Here is a 17,610-nt window from a genome sequence, read left to right as displayed (position 1 = left end):
CCAGCCTCAAACGTCAATGTTCCCCGCCATCAGCGCATGTGTCTCGATGAACGCGCGGCGCGGCTCGACGTGGTCGCCCATCAGCGTCGTGAAGATCTCGTCCGCCGAAATCGCGTCCTCGATCTGCACCCGCAGCAGGCGGCGCACGGTGGGATCCATGGTGGTCTCCCACAGCTGTCCGGGGTTCATCTCGCCCAGGCCCTTGTAGCGCTGCTTGGATAGCGAGCGCTCGGCTTCGGCGCGCATCCATTGCATGGCTTCGCGGAAGTCGGCCACCGGCAGTTCCTTGCGCTTGTCGCCTTCGCCGCGCTCGATCTTCGCGCCCGGGCCGATCAGGCCCTGGAAGGTCTGGGCGGCGTTGCGCAGCACGCTGTAGTCCGGGCCTTCGACGAAATGCGGGTCGATCACGCTGACGCGGATGTTGCCATGGTGGTTGCGATGGATCTCCAGCTTGGACTGCTGGGTTTCCTCGTCTACGGAAACCTTGACCTGCACCACGCCGGGCATGGACGGGTCTTCCAGCTCGGCCTGCAGGCGCTGGCGCGACAGCTCGGCCTGGTCCACGGAAGACAGGTCCGCCTCGAAGCCGCGCACGATGGCCGACAGCGTGGCAAGGTCCACGAAGCGCGACAGGCGCTCGATCACGGCATCGGCCAGGTTGTACTGACGCGCCAGTTCCTTCAACGCGTCGCCGGTGATGGGCTGGGCGTCGGCCGACGGGATCAGGCGGGCATCCTTGAGCGACAGCTCCAGCATGAAGGCGGCTTCTTCGGCGTCGTCCTTCAGGTAGCGTTCGTCGCGGCCGACCTTGACCTTGTACAGCGGCGGCTGGGCGATGTAGACGTAACCGTGCTCGATCAGCTGCGGCATCTGGCGGTAGAACAGCGTCAGCAGCAGCGTGCGGATGTGCGCGCCGTCCACGTCCGCGTCGGTCATGATGATGATGCGGTGGTAGCGCAGCTTGTCGATGTTGAAGTCGGGACCGATGCTGGTGCCCAGCGCGGTGATCAGCGTGGTGATCTGCTCGCTGCTGATCAGCTTGTCGAAACGTGCCTTCTCGACGTTCAGCACCTTGCCGCGCAGCGGCAAGATGGCCTGGAACTTGCGGTCGCGGCCCTGCTTGGCCGAGCCGCCGGCGGAATCGCCCTCGACGATGTAGATCTCGGACTTGGACGGATCCTTTTCCTGGCAGTCGGCCAGCTTGCCGGGCAGCCCCGCGCCTTCCAGCACGCCCTTGCGGCGCGTCATCTCGCGCGCCTTGCGCGCGGCCTCGCGGGCGCGGGCGGCCTCGACGATCTTGCCGCACAGGGCCTTGGCGTCGATGGGGTTCTCGAGCAGCCAGCTTTCCAGGCTGCGCGCCACGGCGTCCTCGACCGAGGGGCGCACTTCGCTGGAGACCAGCTTGTCCTTGGTCTGGCTGCTGAACTTGGGCTCGGGCACCTTCACCGACAGCACGCAGGTCAGGCCCTCGCGCATGTCGTCGCCGGTGGTCTCGACCTTGGCCTTCTTGGCCAGTTCGTTTTCGTCGATGTACTTGTTGATGATGCGGGTCATCGCCGCGCGCAGGCCGGTCAGGTGCGTGCCGCCGTCGCGCTGCGGGATGTTGTTGGTGAAGCACAGCACGCTTTCGGTGTAGCTGTCGTTCCACTGCATGGCCACTTCCACGCCCACCGGCACACCCCCGGCCGACGACTCGGTGGCCACCGCGAAGACGTTGGGATGCAGCACGGTCTTGGCGCGGTTGATGTACTCGACGAAGCCCTTGACGCCGCCGCTGAAGGCGAAGTCCTCTTCCTTGCCCTGGCGCTCGTCCACCAGCTTGATGCGCACGCCGTTGTTCAGGAACGAGAGCTCGCGCAACCGCTTGGACAGGATCTCGTAGTGGTATTCGATGTTGGCGAAGATCTGCGAGTCCGCCAGGTACTGCACCCGGGTGCCGCGCTTGTCGGTCTTGCCGGTGACTTTCAGCGGTTCGACGCGTTCGCCGCGGCGGAACTCCATCTGGTGCAGCTCGCCGTTGCGCCGGATGCTGAGACGGAGCCATTCGGACAGCGCGTTCACGCAGGACACGCCCACGCCGTGCAGGCCGCCCGAGACCTTGTACGAGTTCTGGTCGAACTTGCCGCCCGCGTGCAGCTCGGTCATGACGATTTCCGCGGCGCTGCGCTGGAATTCGTCGTCCTTGTGCACGGCGGTCGGAATGCCCCGGCCGTTGTCGGACACCGAGATGGAGTTGTCGGCATGGATCGTGACGATGATCTCGTCGCAATAGCCGGCCAGCGCTTCGTCGATGGCGTTGTCCACGACCTCGAACACCATGTGGTGCAGGCCTGTCCCATCGGACGTATCGCCGATGTACATGCCCGGCCGCTTGCGCACGGCCTCCAGCCCCTTCAGCATCTTGATGGAGTCGGCGCCGTAGCTGTCCGACGAACCGGACGCCGGGCTCGCGGCCATCGCATTGCCAGCAAGAGTGCTATCGATCTCGCCCGTATCGGGCGCGGTATTCTGTTCGGTCATGAGTATGCAACCATCCACACTGCGCGGGCACGACTTCCGCCCTGCAGGAAAAAACTAAAAAAGAACAATCCACCCCATCCGGGGCAGCGCCGGCACCAGCACCGGCGCAACAAACCAAGCCCCTTCCCCCCAGACCCGGGATGCGGTGGATCCGGCTCCGCCGGTCCACCCGCATCGCCCCTGGGGGCGCGCGTGAGCGCGTAGGGGGGCCTATATCCGCATAGGCATCACGACATACTTGAAGTCCGTGTCGTCGGGCAAGGTGATCAGCGCCGAGGAGTTGGCGTCGCCCACGCTCCACTGCACCGTCTCGGCCTTCAGGTTGCCCAGCACGTCCAGCAGGTAGCTGACGTTGAAACCGATGTCCAGGGGCTCGAAGCCGAAGTCGATCTCGAGTTCTTCCTGGGCTTCTTCCTGTTCCGCGTTGCTGGCGGAAATCTTCAGCACATGATCGGCCATCTGCATCCGTACGCCCTTGAACTTGTCGGTGGTCAGGATGGCGGCGCGCTGCAGGCTGCGCTGCAGGGCTTCGCGGGCGATCGGGAAATGCTTGGTGTAGCCGTTCGGGATCACGCGCTGGTAGTCGGGGAATTTGCCCTCGACCAGCTTGGAGATCAGCTCGACGTCGCCGAAGCGGAAACGGATCTGGTTGGCCGCCACCGAGATCTCGATGGGCTCCTCGCTGTCGTCCAGCAGGCGCAGCAGTTCCAGCACCGTCTTGCGCGGCACGATCACTTCCTGCTTGGGCGCATCGGCATCGATGGCAACCGCGCAATAGGCCAGGCGGTGGCCGTCGGTGGCGACGCAGCGCACGTTGTTGCCGTCCAGGACCAACAGCATGCCGTTCAGGTAGTAGCGGATGTCCTGCTGCGCCATCGCGAAGTGCACCATGTTCATCAGGTGCTTGAACGACTTCTGCGTCATGGTCAGCGAGGCGTTCCACGAGGCCGGCTGGGCCACGGTGGGAAATTCCTCGGCCGCCAGGGTCTGCAGCGCGAAGCGGCTCTTGCCGGACTGGACCGACAGCTTCTTGTTGGCCAGCGAAAGGGACACGTCGCCGGTATCGGGAAGGGCGCGCAGGATGTCGAGCAGCTTGCGGGCTGCCACCGTGGTGGACTCAGACGCATCACCCACGCCGAAATCGGCATGGGTGGTGATCTGAACCTCGATGTCGGTGGACACGAACGACACGCGGCTGCCTTCCTTGCGCAACAGGATGTTGGCCAGGATGGGCAGGGTGTGCCGCCGTTCCACGATGCCTGAAACGGTCGCGAGCGGCTTCAGCAATGCATCGCGTGAGGCTTTGACCAATTGCATATCCAATCCTTCTTTGGGTTGGTAGTTAATAGGACCCTGTGAACAACTGGAATTTCTTCAAAAAACTATTATAAATCAAGAACTTGTCCAGTTTTTAGCGAGTGGGGAACTGGCCTGGAGGATAGCGCACAACCATGAACAACTTTCGATCGAAAAAAGCGGCGTCGGGTTGTCCAGACATGCTCCACGGTTTTTCCACAGTCAAACTCACAGGGTCCCGGATAGGGTTCGTCGCGGTTCGTCATCCTTTCAGGGTTTGCTCGAGCACGTGCAGCGAATGGTTCAGCTCCGCCTGCTTGGCCCGGGATTCCGATATCTTGCGTACCGCGTGCAGCACCGTGGTGTGGTCGCGGCCCCCGAACAGTTCGCCGATCTCGGGCAAGCTTTTCTGGGTGAGTTCCTTCGCCAGGTACATGGCGATCTGCCGCGGCAGGGCGATGTTGGCGGGCCGCCGCTTGGAATACATGTCGGCGACCTTGATCTTGTAGAAGTCCGCCACCGTCTTCTGGATGTTCTCGACGGTGATCTGGCCGTTGGACACGGACAGCAGGTCCTTCAGGGCGTCCTTGCAGACGTCCACGGTAATGGCGCGGCCGTGGAACTTGGCGTAGGCCAGGACCTTGCGCAGCGCGCCTTCCAGCTCGCGCACGTTGCTGCGCAGATGCTTGGCGATGAAGAAGGCCACTTCCTCGGGCAGGTGCACGCCCTCGGTTTCCGCCTTCTTCAGCAGGATCGCGACCCGCATTTCCAGCTCGGGCGGCTCGATGGCGCAGGTCAGGCCCGAATCGAAGCGCGAGATGAGCCGGTCGTCGATGCCGGACAATTCCTTCGGATAGGTGTCGCTGGTGATGATGATCTGCTTGCGCAGCGCCACCAGGGCCTCGAAGGCGTAGAAGAATTCTTCCTGCGTGCGGTTCTTGCCCGAGAAAAACTGGATGTCGTCGATCAGCAGCAGGTCCAGCGAATGGTAGTAGCGCTTGAAATCGTCGAAGGCCTTGCGCTGGTAGGACTTGACCACGTCGGACACGAACTGCTCGGCATGGATGTAGCGGACCCGCGCGGCGGCGTTCTCGGCCATCATGGAATTGCCGATGGCATGAATGAGGTGGGTCTTGCCCAGCCCCACGCCGCCATACAGGAACAGCGGGTTGTACGAGGTGCCGGGGTTTTCGGCCACCTGCAGCGCGGCGGCGCGGGCCAGCTGGTTGGCCTTGCCGGTAACGAAGTTCTCGAAGGTGAGCTCGACGTTCAGGCGCGACCGTTCGTAGATGCCCGTGGCTTCGCTGGCCTCGGCCTTGGCCGGCGCGGCGCGCTGCGCGGGACGGGGCGATTCGACCGCCCGCTGGGCCGCCCGGGCGGCGGCGGAATTGACCGCGGCGACCGGGTCGCCGGGAAAACCCAGCGGAACCTGGGAAGCCGGACGCGGCGCGGCATGGCCGTTGCCGGCGTGGCCGTTCCCGTTGGCGGCCATGGGGGCGGGGCTGGGCGCCGGCGGGCGCAGCGGGGCCACCATGCGGGGGGCATCCAGTTCGAACTTGACTTGCACGGGACGCTGGAACCACTGCGCCGCCAGAGATTCGATACGGCCGGAAAAATTGCTGCGCACCCAGTCGAGCTTGAAACGATTGGGCGCCGCGACCCGCAGCACCGCCTCGGCTTCATCGAAGGCGAGCGGGACAAGGGGACGTATCCAGGCGCTGTACTGCTGAGGAGTGAGTTCCTGCTCTAGCGTCTGGGCGCAGGTTTGCCAAAAATCTTCCATGAATCTCGCTAATAGGACCGGTGCGCCCACGCAGGACAGGGGGCGCGAAGGATGTTCTAGTGGCCGATCCCGAAACCTCCGATTCTACTCCTCCGGGCGGAAGTTATCCACAGGCGGACCCGTCCGATCCCGGCGGCGCCGCGCCTAACTGATTGACAACATTGAATTTATTTGACACCATGGAGGGCTTTCCGAATTTCACGAAGAGATTCGGGCTGAATCCAAGACCCTGGGTTGGCAGTCTTTCCAAGGATGCATGCTGGGCCTTTGCGCGCGCTTAACTCTTTAAGCTTCGCCGGGCCGCGCGCAGGCCGGGACTGCGCAAGCTTCCGGGGCGGCTTTCATACCCATACCGGAACTCAGGAACTGTCATGAAACGTACTTACCAACCTTCCGTCACCCGTCGCAAGCGTACCCACGGTTTCCGCGTGCGCATGAAGACTCGTGGCGGCCGCGCCGTCATCAACGCCCGCCGCGCCAAGGGCCGCAAGCGCCTGGCCGTCTGACGGCAGCGCCGGCCGTCGTACAGGCCGGCCACGCAGCGTTACAGCATTGACTCCGCGCGCGTCGTTTCCCGGCACCGCGCGGTTGCGCAGTCCGGCGGAATTCGCCCCTGCGCTGAAAGGGCGCCGCCTTGCAAGAGGGGCGCTTTTTGTTTTGAGCATGGCGCCGTCCGCCCAGCCCCGGCTGGGCCTGGTGGTGGGCAAGCGCTACGCCCCCCTGTCGGTCAGCCGCGCCGCCCTCAAACGCGTCGCGCGCGAGGCCTTCCGGCTGCGGCGCGCGGAACTGCCGGCCGGCGATTATGTCTTCAGATTGCACGCCCGCATCCCTTCGTGCTCGCTGACCGAACTCAAGCGCCAGGCCAGGCAGGAAATCGACGCCCACCTGGCCCGGGCAACGAAGGCGAACCGCCCCGGCTAGACCGGACGGCCGAAGCGGGCTTTTCCCGCAACAGGGGCCCATCGTGACGGAAACCCATAGCAACGCGCTGCCAACCGGCTCGACGCTCCCGCGTCGCCTGCTGATATGGCCCATCCGTTTCTACCGGTATTTCCTGAGCCCCTGGATCGGCCAGTCCTGCCGCTTCACCCCCACCTGCTCCGCCTACACCATCGAAGCCATCGACCGCCACGGCCCCGTCCACGGCACCTATTTAGGCCTGCGCCGCATCTGCCGCTGCCACCCCTACGCCCAAGGAGGCCTGGACATGGTCCCCCCCCTACGCGCTGACGCGCGCCCCCCAGGGGGCGGCACTGGCGGACCGGCAAAGCCGGATCCGCTGTGCCCTGGGGTAAGACCAGGCTGGCGACGACTGGCGTTTTGGATAAGAGGAAACCGGTAGGAAGAAACAAAACAGACCCAGGATGCGGTGGATCCGGCTTTGCCGGTCCACCCGCATCGCCCCCCACGGGACCCGGCGCCGGGCCGCCCCAAGGCGGGTCCCGGCCCCCTTGGGGGGCTGCCGCGTAGCGGCTTGGGGGGCCCACCATTCGGGGCGCGCGTCAGCGCGTAGGGGGGGACCTCAGCTACACTAGCGGACTTTGCCGCGACGACGATTGGAACTATCCGTCCATGGACATGCAACGCACCATCCTCTGGATGATCTTCTCGCTATCCCTGCTTTTCCTGTGGGATGGCTGGCAGAAGTACAACGGACATCCCTCGATGTTCGGCTCCACCCCCGCCAAGACGGCGCCCGCCCAGGCACCGCAGGCCCAGCCCGACCAGGCCGGCGTGCCGTCCGCGACGCCGGCGGCCACGCCCGCGGCAGGCACCGACGCCGTTCCCGGTAGCGCGCCCCAGGCCCAGCAGGCCGCGCCCGCCGAAAAGATCGTCGTCACGACCGACGTGCTGCGCCTGACCTTCGACACCGTGGGCGCGCAGATCGTCAAGGCTGAACTGCTCAAGCACGCCGACATCGAAGACCGCGAGCATCCCACCGTGCTGCTGGACGACTCCGCGCAGCGCGTCTACCTGGCGCAGAGCGGCGTGGTCGGCGCGGCCAACGGCGCGTCGTTCCCCACGCACCGCACGCCCTTCCACGTCACCACCCCCGCGCGCGAACTAGCCGGCGACAAGCTGGAGATCTCGTTCGAGGCCGAGAGCGGCGGCGTCAAGCTGATCAAGACCTATACGCTGCACAAGGGCCAGTACGCCATCGACGTGCGCCACAACCTGGCCAACGTCGGCGCCGAGCCCGTCTCGCCCTCGCTGTACTTCCAGCTGACCCGCGACGGCAACAAGCCGCCCGGCGAAAGCCATTTCTACAGCACCTTCACCGGTCCGGCCATCTATACCGCCGAGAACAAGTTCCAGAAGGTCACCTTCTCGGACATCGAGAAGGGCAAGGCCTCGTTCAACAAGTCGGCCAACGACGGCTGGCTGGGCATGATCCAGCACTACTTCGCCGTGGCCTGGGTGCCGCCCGAAGGCGTGGCCCGCACCTACGACATGTCCAAGGTCGGCAACAACCTGTACGCGGTCCGCGCCATCGAGCCCGTCGGCACGCTGGCCCCCGGAACCGGCAACACCGTCGACGCCAAGCTGTGGATCGGCCCGCAGGACCAGTCCGCCATGGCCGCCGTGGCCCAGGGCCTGGACCTGGTGGTGGACTACGGCTGGCTGACCATCATCGCCAAGCCGCTGTTCCTGCTGATGACCTGGCTGCACAAGCTGCTGGGCAACTGGGGCTGGACCATCGTCGCGCTGACCGTGATCATCAAGGCGGTGTTCTTCCCGCTGTCGGCCGCCGGCTACAAGTCCATGGCGCGGATGAAGAAGGTCGCCCCGCGCATGCAGGCGCTGAAAGAGAAGTTCGGCGACGACCGCCAGAAGCTCAACATGGCGATGATGGAGCTGTACCGCACCGAGAAGATCAACCCGGTGGGCGGCTGCCTGCCGATGATCGTCCAGGTGCCGGTGTTCATCGCGCTGTACTGGGTGCTGCTGGCCAGCGTGGAAATGCGCAGCGCGCCCTGGATCCTGTGGGTGCATGACTTGGCCTCGCCCGACCCGTGGTTCATCCTGCCGGCCCTGATGATGGCCACCATGTTCCTGCAGATGAAGCTCAACCCCACGCCGCCCGATCCCGTGCAGGCCAAGGTCATGATGATCATGCCCCTGGTGTTCGGCGGCATGATGTTCTTCTTCCCCGCGGGCCTGGTGCTGTACTGGGTGGTGAACAACTGCCTGTCGATCGCGCAGCAGTGGTTCATCACCAAGCAGGCAACTAGATAAGCTCCCCCAGGGCGGCATCAGTGGACCGGAAGGAAAGCCCACCCCCAAGCGGCCTTTGGCCGCTCCCCCTCAAGGGGGCGGCACTGGCGGACCGGCAAAGCCGGATCCGCGGTGCCCTGGGTCGAGAGGCTGGCAGTAGGGCCGTTCCGGGTAGCCGGAGCGGCCTTTTGTTTTACAGTGCGAGGATCGGGTTGCCCTGATGCGTTTCGCCGCCTTTTCCGAACTTCGCCCATGATTTCCGACCAGGATCCGATTGCCGCCATCGCCACCGCCGCCGGACGCGGCGGGATCGGCGTCGTGCGCGTGTCGGCGCGCCAGCCGCTGGATGGGCTGATGCAGGCGCTGCTGGGCCGCGCGCTGGTGCCGCGCCATGCGCACTACCTGCCTTTCCGCGATGCCGACGGCGGGATCATCGACGAAGGCATCGCGCTGTCCTTCCCGGCGCCGCATTCCTACACCGGCGAACACGTGCTGGAATTGCAGGGCCATGGCGGGCCGGTGGTGCTGCGGCGCCTGCTGGCGCGCTGCCTGCGGGCGGGCATGGAGATGGGCATGCGGCTGGCCGAGCCCGGCGAATTCACCCGCCGTGCCTTCCTGAACGACCGCATGGACCTGGCCCAGGCCGAGGCCGTGGCCGACCTGATCGACGCGTCGTCGGAAGCGGCCGCCCGCAGCGCGGCGGCCTCGATGACGGGCGTGTTCTCGGCCGAGGTCAACGGCCTGGCCGACCGCATCGTGCACCTGCGCATGCTGGTCGAGGCCACGCTGGACTTCCCCGAGGAAGAGATCGAGTTCCTGGAGAAATACCAGGCGCGCGAGACCCTGGCCGCCATCCAGGCCGACCTGGCCCGGCTGCTGTCGCAGGCCCGCCAGGGTGCCATCCTGCGCGAAGGCCTGCACGTCGTGCTGGCCGGCCAGCCCAACGTCGGCAAGTCCAGCCTGCTCAATGCCCTGGCCGGCTTCGACGCCGCCATCGTCACCCCCATCGCCGGCACCACGCGCGACAAGGTCGTGCAGCAGATCGACATCGACGGCGTGCCCCTGCACGTGGTCGACACCGCCGGCCTGCGCGACACCGAGGACACCGTCGAGCGCATCGGCATCGAACGCACCTGGGCCGAGATCGGCAAGGCCGACGTCATCGTGCACCTGCTCGACGCCACGCGCCCGGGCCCCGAACTCGACGCCGCCATCACCTCGCGGCTGCCGCCCCGCACTCCGGTGCTGGAAGTCGTGAACAAGATGGACCTGGTCGAAGGCGGTCAGGTCGGACAGGCCCAGGCCGCGGGCGCCAAACGGCTACCCGTGTCGGCCAGAACCGGGCTGGGGCTGGACGGATTGAAGCGCGAGCTGCTGGCGATCGCCGGGTGGAACCCGTCGGCGGAGTCCCCCTACCTGGCGCGCGAGCGGCATATCCACGCGCTGCTGACGGCGGCGAATCACCTGGAACTGGCGGCCGAGCACGCGGCGCAAAGCGATCGGGTGCTGGACCTGTTCGCTGAGGAATTACGGTTGGCGCACGAGGCGTTGACGTCGATTACCGGGGAGTTCAGCAGCGATGACCTGCTGGGCGTGATTTTTTCGCGGTTCTGCATCGGGAAGTAAGCCCCGCGGCTCATACGTTCCGACAGAATCCGGAAATGCCACCCATTTACACCCATTTTGCTGCAAGTAAGACGCTCTACGGAGCAATCCGGACAACCTCGATATCAACGCCATCATGAATCCCCTGCGCATCTGGGTCGACGCCGACGCCTGCCCCGCGGTCGTCAAGGACATCCTGTTCCGCGCCGCCGACCGCTGCGCCGTCCAGGTGACGCTGGTCGCCAACCAGATGCTGCGCACGCCGCCGTCGCGCTGGGTGAACGCGGTCCAGGTGCCGCGCGGCTTCGACGTGGCCGACGCCTATATCGCCGAGCAGGCGGTGGCGGGCGATCTGGTGATCACGGGCGACATTCCGCTGGCGGCCGAGGTGCTGAAAAAAGGCGCGGCGGTCCTGAACCCGCGCGGCGAACGCTACACCGAGGCGACCATAGGCGAGCGCCTGGCCATGCGGGACATGCTGGAGGAATTGCGGACGAGCGGCGTGGCGACCGGCGGGCCGGCCGCGTTCAGCCAAGCGGACCGGCGGGCGTTCGGCAATGCGCTGGACCGGTTCCTGCGGACGGCCCTGGCCGGGAGGCCGGGCGGCGTAGCCGCGTTGTCCTGAGCCCAGGGGGTAAAAAAGTTTTTGTATTTCCGGATTCTTTTATGTAGGATGTCCAACAACCTACCTATGACAGGGCGTCCACGGACCGGCCTGCAAGAAAGAACAAGGAGACGGCGGATGAAACCGTTGGCGCGCTTGACGGTGCTGGACCTGACCCGCGTCCGCTCCGGCCCCGCGGCGGTGCGGCAGTTCGCGGATTGGGGGGCCCGCGTCATCAAGATCGAGGAACCCTCGGCCACCGACGACGACAAGCCCGGCGGATCGGCGCAGTTCGCCGATTATCAGAACACGCACCGCAACAAGCAGAGCATTTCGCTCAACCTGAAGCATCCCAAGGGCAAGGCCCTCTTCCTGGAGCTGGTGAAGCAGGCCGACGTGGTCGTGGAGAACTATCGCCCCAGCGTGAAGTTCAAGCTGGGCATCGATTACGAAAGCCTGCGCCAGGTCAATCCGCGCCTGGTGTACGCCAGCGTGTCCGGTTTCGGCCAGGACGGCCCCTACGCCGATCGTCCGGGCCTGGACCAGATCGCGCAGGGTATAGGCGGCATCATGTCCGTAACCGGCGAGCCGGGCCGAGGGCCGATGCGCGCCGGCATTCCTGTCGCCGACCTGACCGCGGGCCTGTTCTGCGCCATCGGGATCTTCATCGCGCTGCTGGAGCGCGAGCAGTCCGGGCAGGGCCAGTGGGTCCAGACCTCCTTGTTGCAATCCCAGGTGTGGATGATGGATTTCCAGGCCATGCGCTGGCTGATGAACAAGGAAGTGCCCGGCCAGAGCGGCAACGACCATCCCACCAGCAGCCCTACCGGCGTGTTCCCGACCGCGGACGGCCACATGAACATCGCCGCGATGGGCAACGAGATCTTCGCCCGCCTGTGCAAGGTGATCGGCGCCGAGGCGCTGTTGCAGGACGAGCGGTATGCGACCGTGCCCCTGCGCGCGCGCAACCGGCCGACGCTCAATGCCGCCATCGCCGAGCGCACCCGGACACGGCCCACGCAGGAATGGGTGGACCTGATGAACCGGGAAGGCGTGCCCTGCGGCCCGATCCTGACCATGGACAAGACCTTCGAGAACGAGCAGGTCCGGCACCTGGGCATGGCGGCCTCGCTGCGGCATCCGGAACTGGGCGACATCCAGGTCATGGGGCAGGCGATACGCTTCAGCCGCTCGGATCCGGGCGAGTACGCGCATGCGCCGTCGCGCGGCGAGCACAACGCCCCGGTCTACGAGATGCTGGGCCTGTCGGCCGGCGACATCGACGCGCTGAAGGAAGAGGGGGTGATATAAAACCTGCCTCTTCCACTCCGCGAGGTCGCCATGTTCACCGCTTTCGAACGGCCCGACAACCTGCCCGACGCCATCGCCCGCCAACTGCGCCAGAAGATTCTTTCGGGTGATTTCAAGGAGGGCGAGCGGCTGCCCACCGAGCACGATCTGGCTGGCCAGTTCGGGGTCAGCCGCAACGTGGTGCGCGAATCCATCGCGCGCCTGAAACTGGACGGCCTGATCGAGACCCGCCGCGGCGTCGGCACCTTCGTGGCGGGCAACGTCAATGGCCGCAGGTTCAAGATCGTTCAGGAAGACTTGTTGGACATCCGTCAGCTGTTGCAGGTCTCGCAACTGCGCATCGAGATCGAGGCGGGCGCGGCGGCATTGGCGGCACAGGCCCGCACGGACGAACAACTGGTCGAGCTGGAAGCCGCGCTGCGCAGGACCGACGCGGCGGGCAAGGATTGGGAGCGCGGCGCGGAGGCGGCGCTGCAGTTCCACCTGGTCATCGCCCGCTGTTCGAACAACCCTTATTTCACGCGCCTGATGGAACACCTGAGCTACGTCATCCACAACGCCGTGCGCACGCTGCGCTACCGCCACAGCGGCACGCCGCGCATCGGCCACGTGGATGCCGAGCACCAGGAGATCTTCGACGCGATCCGGCGGCAGGACAGCGATGCCGCCCGCGCGGCAGTGCGTAGGCATCTGAACAACGGCATCGCCGCTTACATGGACAAGGAAAGGACATGACCCGCCAGCGCCTGCTGCAAGACGAGATCTGCGACCAGCTGATCGTGGAGAAGGACGGCCCGACCGGCTGGATCACGTTCAACGATCCCGACCGCCACAACGCCGTCTCGTACGCGATGTGGGCGGCCATACCGGTCGCGCTGGACGCCTTCCTGCGCGACCCCGGCATCCGCAGCGTGGTGCTGACGGGCGCCGGCGAAAAGGCTTTCGTCAGCGGCGCGAACATCTCGCAGTTCGACGCGCTGCGCACCGGTACCGACGCGGTCGAGCAGTACGAGGTCGTGGCCGAGGCCGCCCAGCTCGCGCTGCGCGACTTCCCCAAGCCGCTGCTGGCGCGCATCCATGGCTATTGCATAGGCGGCGGGCTGAACATCGCGCTGTGCTGCGACCTGCGCATCGCCAGCGAGGCGTCCTCGTTCTCCATTCCCGCCGGCAAGCTGGGGCTGGGCTATCGCTTCACGGCCATCCAGAACCTGGTGCGCGCCACCGGCACCGCCAACGCGCTCGAGATCTTCCTGACGGCGGACCGCTTCCCCGCCGGACAGGCGCGCGAGAAGGGCCTGCTGCACGCGGTGGCGCCGCGCGAGGACCTCGATGCCTGCCTGGCCGGCTACCTCGACAAGATCAATGCGCTCGCGCCGCTGACGCTGCAGGCGGGCAAGAAGATGATCCACATCCTGGCCGACCGGTGCGCGGACATCGACCTGGATGCGATGAAGGCGCTGGTGGTCCAGTGCTTCGACAGTGACGATTACAAAGAAGGCAAGAAAGCCTTCGCGGAAAAGCGGCGGCCCGTCTTCAAAGGCCGCTGACCCCTCGTCGAAAAGGAGAAGAGGATGACATCACGGAAACTCATGTTGCTGGCGGCACTGGCACTGGCCGCGGGCAACGCCGCGGCGGCCTATCCTGAACAGCCCATCCGGCTGGTGGTGGGCTATGCAGCCGGGGGCACGACGGACCTGCTCGCCCGCGCGCTGAGCGAGCAGCTATCCGCCGAACTCAAGACTTCCGTGGTGGTCGAGAACAAGCCCGGGGCGGCGGGCAGCATAGGCGCGGCCTACGTACAGAACGCCAAGCCGGACGGCTACACCGTTTTCATCGCCACCGTCTCCAGCCATGGCATGAATCCTTCCCTGTACAACTCGCTCAACTACGACCCGGTGAAGGGCTTCGCGCCGGTCTCGATGCTGGCGTCCATTCCGCTGGTGCTGGTGGCCGATCCCAAGCGCAACTATCAATCGCTGGACGGACTCGTGAAGGCCGCGGCCGCCAAGCCCGGATCGCTGAATTATTCGACCAGCGGCAACGGCTCGCCGGTCCACATCGCGGCGGCCATGTTCGGCGATGCCGCCAGAGTGGAGATCGTCCACGTGCCGTATCGCGGCGGCGCCATGGCCAACACCGCGGTGATGAGCGGCGACGCGCAATTCACTTTCGCCACCCTGCCGGCCGCCATGCCGCTGGTCAAGGCCGGCAAGCTCGACGCGCTGGCCGTCACGACCCGCACGCGCGTGCAGCAGCTGTCCGAGGTCCCCACCATGGCTGAGAACAGCATGTTCGCGGACTACGAGATCAACACCTGGAACGCCTTGCTGGCGCCGGCCGGGACGCCCGACGACGTCATCAAGACGCTAAACGCCGCCGTGGTCAAGGTCATGAACTCACCCAAGCTGCAGGCCAGTTTCCGGCAGGAAGGCGCCGAGCCCACCAGCAGTTCGCCCGGCGAGCTCAAGGCCTTCATCGACAAGCAGATCCTTTACTGGAACAAGGTGATCAAGAAGCTGAACCTGCAGATCAGCTGACCCCCCGGCGGCGGCGCGTCACGCCGTGGCCCGCCGCATCCACCTGAACTGCAACACGACCAGCGTAGCCAGCAGCACCAGGTTCGCCACGTTGGTCAGCACGCCGGTGAAGAACGCCGGGTCGTACGAGGCATACCGGTCGTACATGTAGCCGGCCAGCCATCCGCCCACCGCCATGCCGCAGCCGCTCATCAGCATCAGCGAGGGAACCCGCCAGTAGGCTTCCTTCGCCGGGAAGGCCTCGCGCACGGCCAGGACATAGGCCGGGATCAGCGCGCTGAAGCCCAGCCCGAAGGCGATGGAGACGGTGAAAAGGCCGAACTGCTCGGTCACGTACAGGTAGCCCGAGACGGCGGTGGCCTGCATCACCGAACTGATCAGCGCCGTGCGCAGCCCGCCGATGCGGTCGGCGACGAGCCCCCAGGCCTGCCGGCTGATGAAGGCCGCGGCCAGCAGGACCGAGAGCATGGCCGCGCCCACGGCCGCCGGCAGGCCGCGGTCGGAGCACAAGGCGACGAGGTGGCTTTGCGGCATGGCCATGGGAATGCAACAGAGGAAGGCGGCGCCGGCCAGCATGACGAAGACGGTATTGGGGCGCAGGCCGAACACGGTGGGCCGCTCGCCGCCCTTGTGCTCCGCCGCGCGGACGGCGGTGTCGGCGACGGGCCGCAGGAAGCGGGACGCCAGCACCAGCACGACGCCTGCCTCGAGCACGCCGTAGCCCATCATGGTCGCGCGCCAGCCCCAGGTGCTGATGGTGTGTTCGAACACCAGCGGCCAGACGACGCCGGCGATGTAGCTTCCGCTGGACAGCAAGGCCAGCGCGGAGCCGCGCCGGCGTTCGAACCACTGGCTGACGTAGACGTACAGCGGCGCGTTCAGGCCGCCCATGCCGAGGAATCCGATGAACACGCCGTGGCCGATATACAGCAGCCACGGCTCGCCCAGGGTGGAGATGAACAGCCCCAGGCAGACCGACACGGAGCCGGCCATGACCGTCCAGCGCACGCCGAAGCGATGCGCGAGCCGCCCCATCATCACGCCGCCCACCGCCGACCCGAGCCAGGCCAGCGAGCCTCCCAGGGCGGGCACGGAACGAGCGCCTCCCATTTCGCCGGCGATGGCCTTGAGCCCGACCGTGGAGATCAGCGGCGCGCCGAAGGTCATGCCCAGGCAACAGAGGGCGGCGGTAGCAATGATCCAGGACGCCCTGGAGTCGACCAGCGAAGGGGAAGCCATATCGTCAGACACCCATGCTCGGCCCCGCGCATCAGGCGCGAGGACGACGGCCTACCGGAAGGCCTTTGATGGGCTTCGGTCGTCCGCCGGGCGCCAGGGTACCATGCTCGCGCCGGTCCCTTCACCCTCGTGCCGGCGCCCGCCGCAGCGCCCAGGCCACCGCAAGCACCGGGATGCCCAGCATTCCCCATGACAGCGCGTCCCACCCGCCGTCACCCAGGAGCGCCGACGCCAGCCCGACCGCGCTCGCCAGCGCGAGCCAGGCGGGCACGTGGAAGATGGTCCGCAAGGATCGCGGCTCGGTGTTCCAGGCGCGGGCCGCCGCCGTGCTCATGTCCAGGTCGCGCAATGCGGCGGCGCCGGCCTGCCGGCGCTCGGCGCCCGGCACCCGCCCGCCGCGCGGCCGCCCCAGCCACAGATAAAGGCCGCTGCCCAGCACGAAGATCGTGATCACGTCCAGCACGGCCCACAGGATCTTCAGCGGCAAGCCGCCATAGTCGCCGAAGTGCAGCGGCTGGGAGACGAACAGCGCATTGGTGTACCAGGGATTGTCCGGCACCCTGATCATCCGGCCGTCTTCGGCGTCGATCAGCGCCGCGCTAAGCATCCGCGAAGTGATGGGCGTATTGCCGCGCGTGAAGACGGCGTAGTGGTGCGGCGTGCTGAAGCGCGTGCCGGGAAACCAGACCGAGACCAGCGCCATGTCGGGCGCGGACCGGCGGACCTGGGCGATGGCCGCGTCGATCGAACCGGGATGCTCGGGCGGCGGCGCATGGCGGTAGCTTGCGGTCAGGGCCATGAAGCCCACCCGGACCTGGCCGGCGATCGGATCGTGCAGCGAATTGACGAAGCCCGTGACGCCCACCGTCAGCACCCATGCGCCGCTCGCGATGCCGAGTACGTTGTGCAGGTCCAGCCACTTGATGCGGCGCGTACGGTCGCGGCGCACCGCGCCGAACGGCAGCTTGCGCATGAAGGGGGCGTAGACGATGCAGCCGGAAATCACCGCCACCGCCAGCAGCAACCCCATCGCGCCGACGAACAGCGTGCCGGGCAGCCCGGCGAACAACGACTTGTGCAGGTCCAGCAGCAGCGTCATCACGGGGATGTCGTCGGGCAGCAGCAGCGCGGTCGGCTCGCCGCTGTGCAGGTCGAAGGCCTGGCGATGGGGCGGCGCTCCGGGCGGCGCGCCCTCCGGCACCGAGTCGACGACGACAGCGGCCTGCCCTTGCGGAAAGGCCACGGACACGAGCTGTTCGCCGGGCCGCGCCGCACGGGCGCGAGCGACCATGGCGTCGACGCTGGCCTTCGGCGCGCCGGCGACCTGCGTCTGGGGTGTGGGATGCGGCGACAGGTACTGCTCGATCTCTTCATGGAAGATCAGCGGCAGCCCGGTCACGCACAGGATCAGCAGAAAAAACGTCGAGACCAGGCTGCTCCACTTGTGGACCAGGTAGGCGATGCGCAGGAAACGCGGAGAAATCGTTGCCATGACGAGC

General features: G+C 66.4%; 15 protein-coding genes. 10 read left to right on the top strand and 5 right to left on the bottom strand.

What is annotated here, in order from left to right:
* Positions 1 to 6 precede the first annotated feature (6 nt).
* The 3 genes from gyrB to dnaA all read right to left on the bottom strand — a co-directional run bounded on the left by gyrB (position 7) and on the right by dnaA (position 5,599).
* Entirely contained in the window at positions 7 to 2,457 is a 2,451-nt protein-coding gene (gene gyrB / locus WKR98_RS05015) for a DNA topoisomerase (ATP-hydrolyzing) subunit B (RefSeq protein WP_341433802.1), read from the bottom strand.
* 273 nt (positions 2,458 to 2,730) lie between these two features.
* Positions 2,731 to 3,837: a DNA polymerase III subunit beta gene (dnaN, locus tag WKR98_RS05010; RefSeq protein ID WP_087839045.1), complete on the bottom strand. Its 1,107-nt coding sequence runs from the start codon at positions 3,835 to 3,837 to the stop codon at positions 2,731 to 2,733.
* A 241-nt stretch (positions 3,838 to 4,078) separates the two neighbouring features.
* Entirely contained in the window at positions 4,079 to 5,599 is a 1,521-nt protein-coding gene (gene dnaA / locus WKR98_RS05005) for a chromosomal replication initiator protein DnaA (RefSeq protein WP_124687096.1), read from the bottom strand.
* A gap of 371 nt (positions 5,600 to 5,970) precedes the next feature.
* On the opposite strand from dnaA, the gene rpmH reads away from it, so the two are divergent.
* The 10 genes from rpmH (at position 5,971) to WKR98_RS04955 (ending at position 14,872) form a co-directional block, all read left to right on the top strand.
* Entirely contained in the window at positions 5,971 to 6,105 is a 135-nt protein-coding gene (rpmH, locus tag WKR98_RS05000; RefSeq protein ID WP_006578231.1) for a 50S ribosomal protein L34, read from the top strand.
* A 46-nt stretch (positions 6,106 to 6,151) separates the two neighbouring features.
* A complete protein-coding gene (locus WKR98_RS04995; protein WP_124692150.1) occupies positions 6,152 to 6,520 on the top strand; it encodes a ribonuclease P protein component in 369 nt (122 codons plus the stop codon).
* A gap of 67 nt (positions 6,521 to 6,587) precedes the next feature.
* Positions 6,588 to 6,941, top strand: coding sequence for a membrane protein insertion efficiency factor YidD (gene yidD / locus WKR98_RS04990; RefSeq protein WP_341433800.1), 354 nt, complete (start codon positions 6,588 to 6,590; stop codon positions 6,939 to 6,941).
* A 230-nt stretch (positions 6,942 to 7,171) separates the two neighbouring features.
* A complete protein-coding gene (gene yidC / locus WKR98_RS04985) occupies positions 7,172 to 8,836 on the top strand; it encodes a membrane protein insertase YidC (RefSeq protein ID WP_341432251.1) in 1,665 nt (554 codons plus the stop codon).
* Positions 8,837 to 9,070: 234 nt separating this feature from the next.
* Positions 9,071 to 10,441, top strand: a complete 1,371-nt coding sequence (mnmE, locus tag WKR98_RS04980; protein ID WP_238160510.1) for a tRNA uridine-5-carboxymethylaminomethyl(34) synthesis GTPase MnmE — start codon at positions 9,071 to 9,073, stop codon at positions 10,439 to 10,441.
* Between the two features lie 124 nt (positions 10,442 to 10,565).
* The gene (locus tag WKR98_RS04975; protein ID WP_124692552.1) at positions 10,566 to 11,045 is read left to right on the top strand and encodes a YaiI/YqxD family protein; all 480 of its coding nucleotides are present in this window, start codon (positions 10,566 to 10,568) and stop codon (positions 11,043 to 11,045) included.
* A gap of 117 nt (positions 11,046 to 11,162) precedes the next feature.
* On the top strand, positions 11,163 to 12,335 hold the full coding sequence (locus WKR98_RS04970; RefSeq protein WP_124692147.1) for a CaiB/BaiF CoA transferase family protein: 1,173 nt from the start codon (positions 11,163 to 11,165) through the stop codon (positions 12,333 to 12,335).
* A 30-nt stretch (positions 12,336 to 12,365) separates the two neighbouring features.
* Positions 12,366 to 13,070: a FadR/GntR family transcriptional regulator gene (locus WKR98_RS04965; protein ID WP_124692146.1), complete on the top strand. Its 705-nt coding sequence runs from the start codon at positions 12,366 to 12,368 to the stop codon at positions 13,068 to 13,070.
* Positions 13,067 to 13,882, top strand: a complete 816-nt coding sequence (locus WKR98_RS04960; RefSeq protein WP_124692145.1) for an enoyl-CoA hydratase — start codon at positions 13,067 to 13,069, stop codon at positions 13,880 to 13,882. The genes WKR98_RS04965 and WKR98_RS04960 overlap by 4 nt, the downstream gene beginning before the upstream one ends.
* 24 nt (positions 13,883 to 13,906) lie before the next feature.
* Complete coding sequence (locus WKR98_RS04955) at positions 13,907 to 14,872, top strand: tripartite tricarboxylate transporter substrate binding protein (protein ID WP_124692144.1); 966 nt, start codon at positions 13,907 to 13,909, stop codon at positions 14,870 to 14,872.
* A gap of 18 nt (positions 14,873 to 14,890) precedes the next feature.
* Here WKR98_RS04955 and WKR98_RS04950 read toward each other — a convergent pair whose 3' ends face one another.
* Positions 14,891 to 16,111, bottom strand: a complete 1,221-nt coding sequence (locus WKR98_RS04950; protein ID WP_341432250.1) for an MFS transporter — start codon at positions 16,109 to 16,111, stop codon at positions 14,891 to 14,893.
* Between the two features lie 121 nt (positions 16,112 to 16,232).
* Entirely contained in the window at positions 16,233 to 17,603 is a 1,371-nt protein-coding gene (locus tag WKR98_RS04945; protein WP_341432249.1) for a PepSY-associated TM helix domain-containing protein, read from the bottom strand.
* Positions 17,604 to 17,610: the final 7 nt, after the last annotated feature.

Source organism: Pigmentiphaga sp. YJ18 (assembly GCF_038066655.1).
Lineage (GTDB): Bacteria > Pseudomonadota > Gammaproteobacteria > Burkholderiales > Burkholderiaceae_B > Pigmentiphaga.
Note: the sequence above shows the minus strand (reverse complement) of the source record. Positions and strands in the feature narration are given on the sequence as shown.